At 39.0% G+C, this 14,099-nt stretch carries 18 protein-coding genes; 1 reads left to right on the forward strand and 17 read right to left on the reverse strand.

Going from position 1 to position 14,099, the window contains the following annotated elements:
* Positions 1 to 13: 13 nt before the first annotated feature.
* Together GLW08_RS04860 and GLW08_RS04865 are read right to left on the reverse strand one after the other, a co-directional pair.
* Positions 14 to 727, reverse strand: a complete 714-nt coding sequence (locus tag GLW08_RS04860) for a (Fe-S)-binding protein (RefSeq protein WP_160847413.1) — start codon at positions 725 to 727, stop codon at positions 14 to 16.
* A 326-nt stretch (positions 728 to 1,053) separates the two neighbouring features.
* Entirely contained in the window at positions 1,054 to 1,761 is a 708-nt protein-coding gene (locus tag GLW08_RS04865) for an FCD domain-containing protein (RefSeq protein ID WP_160847414.1), read from the reverse strand.
* Between the two features lie 328 nt (positions 1,762 to 2,089).
* On the opposite strand from GLW08_RS04865, the gene GLW08_RS04870 reads away from it, so the two are divergent.
* The gene (locus GLW08_RS04870) at positions 2,090 to 2,608 is read left to right on the forward strand and encodes a cysteine hydrolase family protein (protein ID WP_160847415.1); all 519 of its coding nucleotides are present in this window, start codon (positions 2,090 to 2,092) and stop codon (positions 2,606 to 2,608) included.
* Between the two features lie 71 nt (positions 2,609 to 2,679).
* Here the strand turns inward: GLW08_RS04870 and GLW08_RS04875 are convergent, their stop codons facing one another.
* The 15 genes from GLW08_RS04875 to GLW08_RS04945 all read right to left on the reverse strand — a co-directional run bounded on the left by GLW08_RS04875 (position 2,680) and on the right by GLW08_RS04945 (position 14,078).
* Positions 2,680 to 2,997: a hypothetical protein gene (locus GLW08_RS04875; RefSeq protein ID WP_160847416.1), complete on the reverse strand. Its 318-nt coding sequence runs from the start codon at positions 2,995 to 2,997 to the stop codon at positions 2,680 to 2,682.
* 62 nt (positions 2,998 to 3,059) lie between these two features.
* Entirely contained in the window at positions 3,060 to 3,236 is a 177-nt protein-coding gene (locus tag GLW08_RS04880; RefSeq protein WP_160847417.1) for a hypothetical protein, read from the reverse strand.
* A 100-nt stretch (positions 3,237 to 3,336) separates the two neighbouring features.
* Entirely contained in the window at positions 3,337 to 3,699 is a 363-nt protein-coding gene (locus GLW08_RS04885; protein WP_160847418.1) for a DUF5301 domain-containing protein, read from the reverse strand.
* Positions 3,700 to 3,738: 39 nt separating this feature from the next.
* The gene (locus tag GLW08_RS04890; protein WP_160847419.1) at positions 3,739 to 4,263 is read right to left on the reverse strand and encodes a hypothetical protein; all 525 of its coding nucleotides are present in this window, start codon (positions 4,261 to 4,263) and stop codon (positions 3,739 to 3,741) included.
* Positions 4,264 to 4,422: 159 nt separating this feature from the next.
* Positions 4,423 to 5,118, reverse strand: a complete 696-nt coding sequence (locus GLW08_RS04895) for a copper homeostasis protein CutC (protein ID WP_160847420.1) — start codon at positions 5,116 to 5,118, stop codon at positions 4,423 to 4,425.
* 166 nt (positions 5,119 to 5,284) lie between these two features.
* Positions 5,285 to 6,565 (reverse strand): TRAP transporter large permease, encoded by a 1,281-nt coding sequence (locus tag GLW08_RS04900; RefSeq protein WP_160847421.1) that lies wholly within the window; start codon positions 6,563 to 6,565, stop codon positions 5,285 to 5,287.
* Positions 6,562 to 7,041, reverse strand: a complete 480-nt coding sequence (locus tag GLW08_RS04905; RefSeq protein ID WP_160847422.1) for a TRAP transporter small permease — start codon at positions 7,039 to 7,041, stop codon at positions 6,562 to 6,564. Before GLW08_RS04905 ends, GLW08_RS04900 begins: the two co-directional genes overlap by 4 nt.
* A gap of 22 nt (positions 7,042 to 7,063) precedes the next feature.
* Complete coding sequence (locus tag GLW08_RS04910; protein WP_160847423.1) at positions 7,064 to 8,098, reverse strand: TRAP transporter substrate-binding protein; 1,035 nt, start codon at positions 8,096 to 8,098, stop codon at positions 7,064 to 7,066.
* Between the two features lie 69 nt (positions 8,099 to 8,167).
* A complete protein-coding gene (locus GLW08_RS04915) occupies positions 8,168 to 8,743 on the reverse strand; it encodes an FAD synthetase (RefSeq protein WP_160847424.1) in 576 nt (191 codons plus the stop codon).
* Between the two features lie 62 nt (positions 8,744 to 8,805).
* Positions 8,806 to 8,994 (reverse strand): 2-hydroxymuconate tautomerase family protein, encoded by a 189-nt coding sequence (locus tag GLW08_RS04920; protein WP_160847425.1) that lies wholly within the window; start codon positions 8,992 to 8,994, stop codon positions 8,806 to 8,808.
* 17 nt (positions 8,995 to 9,011) lie between these two features.
* A complete protein-coding gene (locus GLW08_RS04925; RefSeq protein WP_160847426.1) occupies positions 9,012 to 9,797 on the reverse strand; it encodes a 2-keto-4-pentenoate hydratase in 786 nt (261 codons plus the stop codon).
* 15 nt (positions 9,798 to 9,812) lie between these two features.
* Positions 9,813 to 10,835, reverse strand: coding sequence for a 4-hydroxy-2-oxovalerate aldolase (gene dmpG, locus GLW08_RS04930; protein WP_160847427.1), 1,023 nt, complete (start codon positions 10,833 to 10,835; stop codon positions 9,813 to 9,815).
* Between the two features lie 39 nt (positions 10,836 to 10,874).
* On the reverse strand, positions 10,875 to 11,756 hold the full coding sequence (locus GLW08_RS04935) for an acetaldehyde dehydrogenase (acetylating) (protein WP_160847428.1): 882 nt from the start codon (positions 11,754 to 11,756) through the stop codon (positions 10,875 to 10,877).
* A gap of 35 nt (positions 11,757 to 11,791) precedes the next feature.
* Complete coding sequence (locus tag GLW08_RS04940) at positions 11,792 to 12,541, reverse strand: 2-keto-4-pentenoate hydratase (RefSeq protein ID WP_337193911.1); 750 nt, start codon at positions 12,539 to 12,541, stop codon at positions 11,792 to 11,794.
* Positions 12,542 to 12,620: 79 nt separating this feature from the next.
* Positions 12,621 to 14,078, reverse strand: coding sequence for an aldehyde dehydrogenase (locus GLW08_RS04945; protein ID WP_160847908.1), 1,458 nt, complete (start codon positions 14,076 to 14,078; stop codon positions 12,621 to 12,623).
* Positions 14,079 to 14,099 lie beyond the last annotated feature (21 nt).

Below are 14,099 nucleotides of genomic sequence, written 5' to 3' on the forward strand. Positions count from 1 at the left end.
TTTGATCCCCTTTCTAGCTGTTTAGCACCTGACTTATATGCAACACTTTAACGTCTCTATTATCCCGGCTGAGTCTTCCGCCAATGTTCATCAAACATCCCATATCTCCACCAATTACATACTCTGCTTCTGTTTCCATGATATGTTCTGTCTTTTCCTTAACCATTTGCTCGGAAATTTCCGGGTTTTTTATCGCAAAAGTACCTCCAAACCCACAACAATCCTCACATAAAGGAAGCTCTCTTAATTGAATTCCTTCCACATGTTCTAATAGTTTCTGCGGAGCGTCTTTCACTCCTAATAACCGGGTCATATGGCATGACCTGTGGTACGTTACAATACCTTTAAATGTGGAACCAACATCTACTCTGCCCAATACGTCTACAATAAATTGAGTAAATTCATAGGATTTTGCAGCTAATTTGTTGGCTTCCTCCTCCCATTGTGGATCCCCTTTAAATATCTTAGGGTATTCATGCAACATAGCAACGCACGAACCAGATGGACCTACTACATACTCGGAATCTTTGAAGGCCCTGATCATTTGTTTCATAGCTTCTTTCGATTTAGATAAATACCCACTATTATAAGCAGGTTGACCACAACAAGTTTGTTGCTCTGGGAAATCTACCTCGCACCCTAATTTCTCCAACACCTCAACCGTATCTTTACCAACATCCGAAGAGATAATGTCGCATAAACAGGTAATAAATAAGGATACTTTCATGTTGCTTCCTCCACTCCATTTTCAGAATTCTATTAAACAGGTCATCTGATGACTCAGGAAAAGAAAAGGTTCTGGCATTAGAACCTTTTCTATTATGTGTATTCATGCTGGGCGCTTACAAATCTAGCGCAAGCGCCCAGCAACTAGTATACTTCCCTCGCCTCCGTACGATAAGTTAACATCGAATCACGTATGTTTTCATGTTGCCTTTATCTTCTACGGTTTTAAAGGATGTTCATTAAGACCGCTGCATCGTGCAGCAACATCGAACAAACCTACTAGGCCGCAGCATATACTTCGCTAAGTGGGCGCTTGAACTTTGTTCTTTAATCGATGTATTGAAATAGTGCTTCTTCTACTTGTGTTAAGTGAAATAGCATTCGCTCTTGAGCTTTATCTGGATCACGATTCTCAATTGCTTCGTAAATAAGCTTATGCTCTTCTAGAAGCTTACACGTTCTCTTTTCTGAATCAAACCAAAGTTTACGCGCCTCTCGCATTGCTTCCATCATAATTTCAGATACACTGTTCATTAAGTTAACGAGCATTTGATTATGTGTTGCTTGAGCGATAGCTAGATGAAAATCCAAGTCTGCTTTTTCTCCAAGTTCTCCATTATCATTCGCATTTCTCATATCATCTAAGGCGGCCTGAATAGGAAGTAAATCCTCCTCCTTATACTCCAATGCAGCTGTTGATACTGCTCCTACCTCTAATATTTTTCTTACATCCATTAACTCTTTTATATCTTTACGTTTCATGATGAAAGCCACTGACACAGGGATGGAAAACTTGGTAGGATCGAATTGTTTTACAAACGTCCCCTCTCCTTGCCTCATTTCCAGTATACCTGTCGCCCGTAATGCGCTTAACGCTTCTCGTACAGCAGATCGACCAACGCTAAAGTTTTTGGCCAATTGCTCTACGGAGTCTAGTTTGTCACCTGGTTTCAATTCACCTTTTTGAAGCATTTCTAATAATGAATCAGCTACTTCTTCGTATATTTTTCTTGTTCGTATTTGTTTATATTGCACTGCGATTTCCTCCAAATTCCATGACAACCTACATTTATTACTATCTTATAGTAATTGAGAATAAATACATTCGTATAGCCGCTTTCAAAAAAACAGTGTAAATAACAGGTCATCAGATGACCTGTTATTTACATATTCTACTAAAGATAGCATTTAAAATCCAACTAATTTTTTTAAATTTTACTAGTCTGTGACTAAGAATCATTTTGGTAAATTATATTTGAGAATGATGAAGTTATATTTTCATCAAAGTAATAGACAGATAATTACAATTTATGTTAAATTAAACAAGAACACACGTTCCTTGCCAATAGAGGAGGTTTCTTCTTTGAATGCAGCATTAGTAATTATTGATGTCCAAAAAGCAATGTTTACGATGGCACCACCAGTACACAATGGAAAAAATTTATTACAGAATATTAGTAGGTTGATAGAATTCGCAAATAAAAAAGGATTAAAGATTATATTTGTTCAGCATAACGGACCAGAAAATAGCCCATTAGAAAAAAACACACCAGGCTGGCATATCCATGAAAACATATCCCCACGTCCCAAAGACATTGTGATAGAAAAAACCACTCCTGATTCCTTCTATGATACTGCCTTACAAAGTCAACTCAGAGAACATAACATCCATAAATTGTATTTAACTGGCATCCAAACAGAAGCGTGTGTCGATACCACTTGTAGAAGAGGATTCAGCGAAAGATATAAGATCACGCTCGTAAAAGATACACATAGCACGTTTGATAAACCATACATTAGTTCCCAACATATTATCGATCATCATAATGAGGTATTACGCTGGTTTGCTGAGATAAAAACAGTAGATGAAATTTTAAGGTAGCCTTAAAAAAGTGCCTAGCATTATCCTCAATAGCTTAGGATAGTGGCAGGCACTAAGAATTCATAAAAGCTTTATTTGATTATGATTTCTTTTGCAGTTACATTTAATGAAGATTTCTTCTGTGTGTCTATGTCCATCTTCTTGGTTAACTTTACTTTCACTTTAGAATCATCAGACAAATCTTCCATATTGCCATTACTGAATATAGTGTCATCTGTTATTCTCACCGTGCATACATACATCTTTGATGATTGTGGTTGCTGATTTCCTTTTGCTTCATCAGAACATTCTACACCTATGTAGGATTTATCAACATTTAATACCTCACCTGTTAGTGTATTTGTTGGGTCATTGTTATTATTGCAAGCTACTAGTAATAACACTAGCATTAAAGTTGCTGCTATTTTTTTCAACGGTAACCCTCCAATTCTAATGTTTATGTGGGGAGTAACTATTCAGTATCGTTATTTTTCAGAGCCGCTATCTCTTTTTCTAATCTCAGGATTCTTCTACCATTTGATTGAGCAACCCCAAAGACCAATCCTATTAAGCCACCAATCACTGAACCAGCTGGTCCAATAACAATAAGTCCTAGCATGCCTGCTACTAACACATATAAAAAAGCCATGTTTATTTCTCCAATCATTACTTAAGTTTCCTGATATTACTTGTGGATCATTTCATTATTAAAGTTCCTCTATTCTAATAGCAACTTCACAACAGTTTTTCTATTGCGTATATGCTTCTTTAAGGAAGGGGATTTCAACATTATACAGCTCCCCCTCTTGATAATCGAAATATCTCACTTTGTTGTTCAATACGATAACTTCTTTGTAGTATCCCATAGTGAACAAAGCCTTTTCCTTATGATTAAAATGCAACTTATAATCAGGCTGCTTAAAGTCCATGTTTGCTGTTGATTCTTTCTGGGCATGATCTAAGGCTTTTACTATCTTCTGGATAAATTGTTTGTCATCAATCGAGGCAATTCGCTTCTGACCGTCCCATTCAATGACTTCTATGTTTGTTACCTCTTCCGCACTCTTAAGATTGCTGCTTTGGCAACCTATTATTAGAAAACAAGCCATCATTCATACAGGTATTGCTTTTAGTTTGTACATTTATAACCCTCACTCTTCATCAAGCCTTAAATCAGTCTTTGAATCTAAACCATTATCGTTCTCGGGAGGGACTTTTTTATAGATAGATTCATAATATGTATGGATTTTCGAGAAGGTCTCTGAAGTAGCGTTGGTTATTTGATACATTTCATCAGATGAGGATGTATCCTTGAAGTCTACCAAAAAGCCAAATCCATCAGATGAGATTTCTATCATGATGTTATAGGAGGTATCATTCTTTTGGTAACTTAGATTTGTTACTAGCGACTCGCCTTTCACTCTATACCTTTTCATTTTGCTATCTAATTCACTAATCTGTTGCTTTCTTACTTTCTTTAATTCAAGCCCTTCTATAATGGCAATATAATCTTCCATCTTGCTTGGTTTGGTGGTTCTTGCCAACTCTGTTACATCGTAATAATAATCTTCAAATTTGATATCGACTTCCGATATATACTTTGTTTCATATAGAAGTGTCATCATATCTATGTTTTGTTTTGGTGCACACCCAACTATGGCAATTAGCATAGTCAAAAATAGCAGCACTCCTCTTTTCACACACAACCATTCCTTCATGTTTCATACTTAGTTGCAACTATTATTTCAAAATTATGTAATGCACTCAATAGTTTTCTTAAATTAATAAGCACTAATCATAATATTATGATTAGTGCTAGACCCCATTTTTGCTTGTTACCTATCTTGAGTATTCTCAAGCAACCCTTTTACAACTTCCGCATCTAACCCGTTCGCAAAGGAGTTATCCATTCGTACCGATTTTCCAAAATGATACGCTTCTGCCCCTGCCACATGGTGAACCCGTCCTAAATTAGAAGGCTTCATGCCTCCACCAGGCATAATAATAGGACCATCGTGTTCCCGAGAAAGGTGTACTAGTTTTGCTAACTCTTCCTTCCCCTCTTCACAATTAGAAGCACCGCCTGATGTTAAGATTTGCTTCACATTCGAATGATATTTTGATAGCGTTTTATAGGCTTCTTCCTGTGATGCTATTTCATCGAAAGCCCTGTGGAATGTGATATTCAGATCAGGAAACCTTGTTATGAACTCTTGAAGCATCTTCTCATTAATTGTGAAATCCTCATGTAACGCACCAAAGACGATTCGGTTCCCGCCAAGTTCCTGTATCGCACGAATATCCTCACATATGACTTGAAAATCCTCTTCGTTATAAACATAACCGTAGCTATGGGGACGAATCATAACCTGGACCGGGATGTCTACGCTCTCTAATACTTGTTTTATCGTTCCGTAGCTCGGCGTTAGACCTCCTTCTTGCATGGCTGAAACCAACTCTACACGGTCCACGCCTAGTTTTTCTGCTTCCTTAGCTTCTTGTTTATTTTGTACAATGCATTCTAATAGCATATATAAACGACCTCCTTCATTGTTTACTTTCTATAATCGTAATCTACACCATTAGCCTCCTGCAATATCATTTTCTCCTATCACATATTCACACAAAGTAACACTTATCTTGGATAAAGATAAGTGTTAGGTTACTAAGAAATATACAAACAAAAAAACTCATAATTTACAATCCCAACCAATTCGGTATAAACAGTATTGCTGCCTCCCAATATGTAATCACAAAAAGAATAAGTACCCCCATAATAAGGAAAGGCGCTACAGATCGTACAAGCTTTTCAAAACGGACTTGTGCGATTGATGATACAATAAACAGACCTGTACCAACTGGTGGTGTTAGTAATCCGAGAGTCAAGTTAATACAAATGATAACCCCAAAATGTATTGGGTCTATTTCATATACTGTTAGTAGAGGCATAAATACGGGGACTAGGATTATAAGAGCTGCAATGCCATCCAACACCGCCCCTAATAATAGAAGAAAGATGTTTACTAGCAATAAAAAGACGAATGGATTATCAGAAAGTGATGTCATACCAGAAACGATTGCCTGAGGAATTTGTTCAAATGCAATCATCCAACCAAATATGTTGGCCATTGCAATCAGAAAGGTTACGGTAGCAGAAGTAACCACTGTATTAATGAGGATCTCGGGTATTTTTCTCCATTTTAATTCTCTATAGAAAAATGTGCCGACAATATAAGCAACGACTGATGCGATGGCTGCTGATTCAGTAGCCGTGAAAGCTCCGCTAATGATGCCCCCTATAATAATGACTGGTACGAGTAAGGCTGGTAATACATTAAATGTGCTCTTAAAGATTTCCTTCCATGTTGCCCGTTCACTTTTATGAAAATTGTATTTATAGCCTATAATGCTAATTAACGTAATAAACCCTATTCCATAAAGTATCCCCGGAACAATTCCTGCCATGAATAAACCACCAATGGATGTACCAGAAAGGGTTCCATATATAATAAAAATCATACTTGGAGGGATAATAGGTGCCACGATAGAAGAGGCAAGGGTCAAAGCAGAAGAAAACTCTTTTTTATAACCCTCCCTTTCCATTTCAGGAACCATAATTTTACTCATCATGGCGGCTTGTGCATTTGCTGATCCTAGTATAGAAGCTAAAAACATATTCGAGACGATTGTTACATAGGCAAGACCTCCTCGCACATGGCCAAATAATACTTTAGCAAATTTAACAAGACGGGTTGTAATCCCCCCACCATTCATCAATTCACCTGCCAACATAAACAAGGGAATCGCTAGTAAGCCAAAGTTGTCCAATCCAGAGTACAGACGCATCGGTGTGGATTGCATTAATGTGCCATTCCCCTCCATTAAAAAGTAAAGGATAGTCGTCATTCCTAGAACAAGAGATATTGGAATGGCCATGAACAAGAACACAAAAAATAAGATAATAACTACCATACTCATTGGCTCTCCCCCTTTTGAAAAATATCAAATAGGTTGGAAAGTAGGTGTACTGCCGCAAAGGTTAGGCCCAAAGGAACAGCCATATACGGAATCCACATTGGTACTAATAATGTGGTTGACTTTTGATAAGAAACACTTGGAGATAAAATCCAAGTGAAGCTGTAATAGATTAAGATAAATAGAAAAAGGAGCATACATATATGCCCTACTATCATGACCATTCTTTTAATATTCTCAGGAATGTATTCCACTACAATGGTGACTGCTGCCTGGGACTTATATTTAAGTCCCAGACTGCCGCCAATAAAACTAATCCATATGAGTAAGAAAACAGAAATCTCTCCCGCCCATGATAGGGGTGATTGCAATACGTATCGAAAGGCTACAGCAAGAGTAACTACAATGGCCATTGAAAACATTAATAAAATGGAGATACCTTTTTCTATTTTGGAAATACCATGACTTATTGTCCTCATCTGTCTTCCCTCCTTCTGTCTCTTAGCGGAATGAATCGATAAATTCTTGAATAAGTGGATCTTTCTTACCGTATTTCTCATCAAACATTTCTTTCTGTTCTTTAAATAACGATTCATCTAGCTCGTATACATTCATTCCCTCATCCTTTAGCTGTTGCTTAAAATCTTCTTCCTTACCCGCTCTTGTCATAGCTGTATATTCTGCAGCTGCTTTGATAGATTCTCTAACAATTTGTTGGTCTTCTTCTGACATTCCTTCAAAAGTAGATTTGTTCGCCATCGCAATGGCTGGCCATACCATGTGATTTGTAACAGCAGCATGATCAACTACTTCGTGATATTTATTTGTGATGGTTGCATCAAGGTCCATATCCATTCCATCAATTACACCAGTTTGTACTGCTGAATACACTTCTGGTAATGGTAGCCCTTCAGTTGATGCTCCTGTAGATGTGTAGAAATCCTGCATTGGTGGACTAGGTGTAACGCGTAGTTTAAGTCCATCCATATCTGACGTACTCTTTACTTCTTTATCTTTAAACAACATGACACGCTGACCTGCGAACAAGTAATCCAACCCTACTAATCCTTGTTGATCTAATGTGCCAAGTATTTTCTTAGCGACCTCAGAATCACGTGCATCGTTCGCTGCTTCTAAATCTTCAAATGCATAAGGCGTAAACCAAGCTGCGAAAGCTTGCTCACGTGAACTCATATATGCAGCAGTAATTAAACCAAAGTCAACTGAACCCGCAACGATTTGTTCCACCATATCAGCTTCAGAACCAAGCTGACTGGACGGATAAATCTCTAATTCCATTCTGCCACCTGAACGTTCTTCAAGTTCCTCTTTAAACTTTTCTGCACCTTTATGCCACATGTGTGTAGGTGGTGTAATGTGTGCCAGCTTAAAGGAATAAGATTTTCCTGAATTGTCTCCGGAGCTTTCACCAGAAGTAGTAGCACCAGATTCAGATGATTCGTTACATGCTGCCAACGCGAATACTACAAGCGACAGTGCTACTAGATACATGAACCATTTAGTGAATGTATTCATTTGATTATTTCCCCCTAATAAGTAATAAACAAAAAGGTAAAACGCTTACAAAAAACTTATTGAAAAGGACTAGGAAGGGTTTGATTGATAAGCAAAATCTTGAGAGACGAAATTAGAAGATGACCATCCTAACAAAAAGGTAGCTTCTTGTATGTTTCCTTGTGAAAGTAGATTACGAATGCGAGTAGATGAAATAATAGTACCACCTGGACAACAAACAGACTCCGTGAGTTGAAGTTGGAAGTGCTCAGCTAATAGATCAACATCCCCGGAACGGTTCTTTCCAAATCGAAAGTCTCTACCCACATGTATTTCAAGTGGAGAAATATTTGTTAGTTCATCTATGAAACTAGCGGGAGTTCTATTAATATAAGTTTCATCAAACCGAGCAATGACGACATGATCTACTCCTAACCTCTGAATATGCTCGATTTTCTTTTCAATAGTTGTTAAAATTCGTGCTCCTTGAAAATAAGAGCGAGGCGAAGGGTCAAACGTATATACTACGGTTGGAACGTTGTACTTCTTGCTTCGTTTGACGGCCTGAGATATTACCCTTTGATGCCCACGATGTACACCGTCAAAAGCGCCGATGGCCACAACACTCGAAGGCAAATTTGGGGGGTGGTTATGGTGTATTCTCATTCACGTCACCTCCTTCTGTCCAGATTATCTACTCATTAAAAATCAGATTCATTGCCATTATTCTAAAGTCTATCTGCTTTTGTTATGCCAGCTTCGGCCCAGTGTTCTTTCGGAACTTCTTGAACGAGGACACGGACTTTACTAGGATCTACCTCAAGGGTACGGCTCATCGCCTCGCTAACTTCAGCTATTAATTGATTCTTCGTTTCTTTATTTCGTCCTTCAAGGATATGAAGAAAGGCAATAGGCATGTGGATCCTCCTTATGATTAACGAACGTCAATATTCATCTTGCCGAGTGGTCCGAAATCTACGTCAATTTGATCACCGTTATAGACGTTTACAGCTTCCGTAATGCCACCTGTTAAGATTACCATGCCTGGTTGAATGGAGAGTCCAGACCGATTAATCATAGTTGTTAGCTCAACAATCGATCTCACTGGGTGCCCAAGAACTGCAGAACCTAGTCCAGATTGAACAACTTCACCATTTTTAGACATCGTCACTTCCACATCACTCAGTGAAGTATGATAAGGAGAAAATGCTTGATCTCCAAGGAAAAAACGTGAAGAAGACGCATTATCAGCAACTACATCCTCAAGCGTAAACGAGAAGTTTCTATAACGACTGTCAATGACTTCTATAGCTGGCATGATCATCTCTGTTGCCATCCAAATATCCTTTGGTGTTACATTACCTCCCTTTACCTCCTTGTTCATGACAAAGGCAATTTCAGGTTCAACCCTTGGATGGATCAACGTGTCAAGAAGTAACACAGGATGATTGACTTCCATTGATTGGGTCAGGCGTCCATAAATAGGTTCTTTTACACCAACTGATTCTTGCTTTACCTTGCTTGTAAGTCCCATCTTCCATCCAATCATGTGATCTCCTCGATTTTCTGCTGTATCGCTCCAAAGGGTTTGAATTTCATATGCTTCATCTACAGTTAACGAAGGATGATTAATGGTGATTTTGTCCATCTCTGTTCCATTCGTTTGGTGAGAGTCTATCATTTCAGCTATCTGTTTTAATTGAAGTGTGTTGGTTTCCATGTTCTTCGCTCCTTTCTATGTCGAAAACGTCATTCGCTTTTGGGCAATGTCACTTGCCACATCCAAAATCATATCTTCCTGGCCACCGACAACCTTTTGTTTTCCTAGCTCAATTAATATATCTCTAGGATCCAGGTTAAACTTCTGTGCTGCTCGATTAGCGTGAAGAAGAAAACTAGAATAGACTCCTGCGTACCCTAATACAAGACTACCTTTCGTAATCTCCTGTGGTTGGTCTAGTATAGGCGCAACTATATCTTCAGCAACATCCATCATTTTATATAGGTCAATCGCTGTAGTTATATTCATTCTGTCTAGCACCGAAACTAGGACCTCAGTTTGGGTGTTACCTGCTCCTGCTCCAAGGCATCGAACACTTCCATCAACTCTTGTAGCACCTTCTTCAATGGCAACTAAAGTATTGGCCATTGCAAGTGAAAGGTTGTTATGTCCATGAAAACCTACATTTACGTTTAAGGCTTCTCTAAGAGCTCTAATGCGCTCTTTTACCTGATGGGGGAGCAAAGCACCAGCCGAATCTACTACATACACTGTGTCAGCTCCATAGCTTTCCATCAATTTCGCTTGTTCAATCAGTTTTTCTGTTGGAACCATATGAGCCATCATTAGGAATCCGACAGTCTCCATTCCAAGCTCTTTGGCCACTTTAATATGTTGTTTGGAAACATCTGCTTCGGTTACATGGGTTGCGATACGGGCCATTCTTGCACCAATATTGGCTGCTTCTTTTAAATCTCCCACAGTTCCAATGCCTGGCAATAGAAGAACCGCTATATCAGCTTGTTTACAGACGGACACAGCTGCAGAGATTAATTCCATTTCATTTGTTGTGGAAAGTCCATATTGCAATGATGATCCTCCAAGACCATCTCCATGAGATACTTCGATAAAAGGTACATGTGCTTCATCTAAGGCTTTCGCTACTTCTGTAACCTGGTCTATTGTGTAGCTATGATTTATAGCATGGCTACCATCTCGCAGCGCTACTTCTGTAATATATACATCTCGTTTATTCACTTAGAAACTCCTTTCATTTCAAACTAAAAATGAGTAGACTCATGCTTTTTGTGCATCTTGATACTTGGCAAGCTCCTCTGCTACCTTTACAGCGGATGCTGTCATAATATCTAGGTTTCCTGAGTAAATAGGAAGGTAATCTCCAGCTCCTTCTACTTCTAGAAAAACGGTTACCTTATTGCCGTCAAAAATAGGTTCTGTTCTCATACGATAGCCTGGAACGTATTCCTGAACCTTTTTGACCATTTGATTAATTGATTCAGTGACTTTTGCTTCGTCTATTTGTTCTTCTTTAACAAGACAATAAACAGTATCTCTCATAATAATCGGTGGTTCAGCAGGATTGAGGATAATAATAGCTTTACCTCTTTTAGCTCCACCAACATTTTCAATCCCCCTGGATGTTGTAACCGTAAATTCATCAATATTAGCGCGAGTACCTGGTCCGGCGCTTTTACTAGAAATCGTTGCGACGATTTCAGCGTATTCGACATCACACACTTGTTGGACCGCATTAACAATTGGAATCGTTGCTTGCCCACCACAGGTGATCATGTTTACATCAGGTTCATCCATATGGGAACCGAGATTAACTGGCGGGACCACAAATGGGCCCAGTGCAGCAGGTGTTAAGTCCAGTATCTTTTTGTTTAAAGGTTTTAATTTCTCTGTATGATAAGCATGGGCATTAGCAGATGTGGCATCAAACAGAATGTCTGCAAGTTCTGGGTTTTCTAAAAACCCGTCAATACCCGTATCGATAACACGAATACCATAGCTCTTTGCCTGTTTAAGGCCATCTGATTCAGGATCAATACCAATCATCGTTGTAATTTCAAGTTTGTCAGATCGGAGTAATTTCAACATAAGATCAGTTCCAATATTGCCGGACCCGATAATACCGACTTTTACTTTTGTCATGTGTACACTTCTCCTTCCATTAGTTATGTGAAAGGTTATCTAGTAAACGTAACTGATACGTCTCCTAATTGATCCATTCTCACTGTAAATTCATCACCAGCTATAGCATTCACAGCTGAAGATAGTGCACCCGAAAGAATCACTTCTCCACTCTTTAATGAACTATCATATTCAAATAGTTTATTGGCAAGCCAGGCAACACATTTAGCAGGATTTCCGAGTGCCGCTGAACCTTTTCCTGTGTTCATCAATTCTCCATTTTTAAATAATTCCATCTGAATTTCAGCAAGATCCACATCTTCTACAGCAACCTTTTGATGACCTAGTACATAAAGCCCTGAAGAGGCATTGTCTGCAATGGTATCTTGTAAGGTAATATTCCAATCTGCAATTCGACTGTCTACTATCTCTATAGCAGGTACAACGTAATTGGTTGCATTCAATACATCTTCTACAGTTACATTGGGACCTCTTAAATCTTCTTTTAGCACAAAAGCAATTTCCCCTTCAGTTTTTGGCTGAAGAACTTTGCCCTGAGGAATCTGGCCTCCATTCTCCACCACCATATTGTCCAACAAATGACCATAATCTGGTTCATCAACACCAAGTAGTTCCTGCATCGCAAGTGACGTTAAGCCTATCTTCCTCCCGACAATATGAGCTCCTCGCTCTACTTTATGTTGAATGATTCTCAGTTGAATTTGGTAAGCTTCATCAATGGTTAAGTCTTGCTTTAGAGCCGTTAATGGTTGAACACATTGATGAGTTGTTTCCGGACGCTCAATGTGTTTCACCAACTGCCCTAGCTCTTTTGTTAGTATGTTTTCACTCAATGACCTTACCTCCTTTCTTTGTTCCTATATGTTAAAGCTTAATCGTTATATTCGAGAGCTCACTGTAAAATTCAAAGCTATGCATGCCACCTTCACGACCAATCCCGCTTTGTTTCAATCCACCAAATGGAGTTCGCAGGTCACGTAAATACCATGTGTTGACCCATATGATTCCAGCTTCTACTTTATGAGCAACACGGTGAGCACGACGCAAATCATTTGTCCAAATGGTTGTACCTAATCCATAGTGGGTGTCATTAGCTTGCTCAATGACATCTTCTTCTTCATCGAATGGTAAAACAGTTACGACTGGTCCGAATATTTCTTCTCTCACACAACGTGAATCACGTGTCAATCCAGTAACAATTGTTGGCTCGATATAGTATCCTTTTTGTTCACCTTTCGGACGTCCACCACCCGCAACAATTGTTCCCCCCTCTTCTTTAGCGATTCCGATATATTGTTGAACACGGTCGTAATGTTCTTTCGAGATGACTGCCCCTACTTTTGTACCTTCCTTAAAGGGATCACCTACTTGCAGTTGTTTCGTTCTGTCTACGAACTTCTCTAGAAAGGCTTCATAAACGGGACGTTCAACATAAATTCGCGAACCACACAAACATACTTCACCTTGATTCATAAAACTTGATTTCAATGTCGTATCAATTACTTCATCTAGATCTGCATCTGCGAAAATAATATTTGGATTCTTACCTCCCAGCTCATATGACAGCTTCTTTAAAGTTGGTGCAGCAGCTTTCATAATGGCTGATCCTGTTTTCGTCTCACCAGTAAAGGTAATCGCATCTACATCAGGATGTTCAGTCAATGCTGATCCAGCAGCATTTGGACCAAAACCATGTACTAGATTCACTACCCCATCCGGTACGCCAGCCTCTTTGATTATTTCAGCTAAAACAGTCGCAGTCATAGGTGTCCATTCAGCAGGTTTCATTACAGCTGTATTACCTGCTGCTAGACATGGTGCCATCTTCCATGTTAAAAGGAGTAATGGTAAATTCCATGGATTGATCATCCCTACAACACCTACAGGGCGACGGATTGCATAATGAAGAGCCTGATCATCTTGCTGATAGGCTTCTGTCCCTAAGGATGTTAGATAATCAGCAAAGAAATGAAAGTTATAGGCAGCTCTTGTAATATCAACTTCCAAGGCCATCTCATATGGCTTCCCTGTATCCATAGCCTCAAGAATTGCTAATTCTTCTTTTCTCTCTAAAATAATGTCCCCAATACGGCGCAACACATTGGAACGTTCATTAGGGGTAAACTCACACCAGGGTCCTTTTAATGCTCGTTTAGCAGCTTGAACTGCTGCATCGACTTCCTCTTGCGTGCCTTCTGCTACAACTCCTATGACTTCTTCTGTAGCTGGATTGATATTGTCAAAGGTTCTACCTTTATCTGAATCAACATATTGTCCATTAATAAAATGACGACAATCAATTGGACGAACCTTGTTAATCATCTTCTCTTTGGTTTTCAAATT

The organism is Pontibacillus yanchengensis (assembly GCF_009856295.1).
GTDB classification, from domain to species: Bacteria; Bacillota; Bacilli; order Bacillales; family BH030062; genus Pontibacillus; species Pontibacillus yanchengensis_A.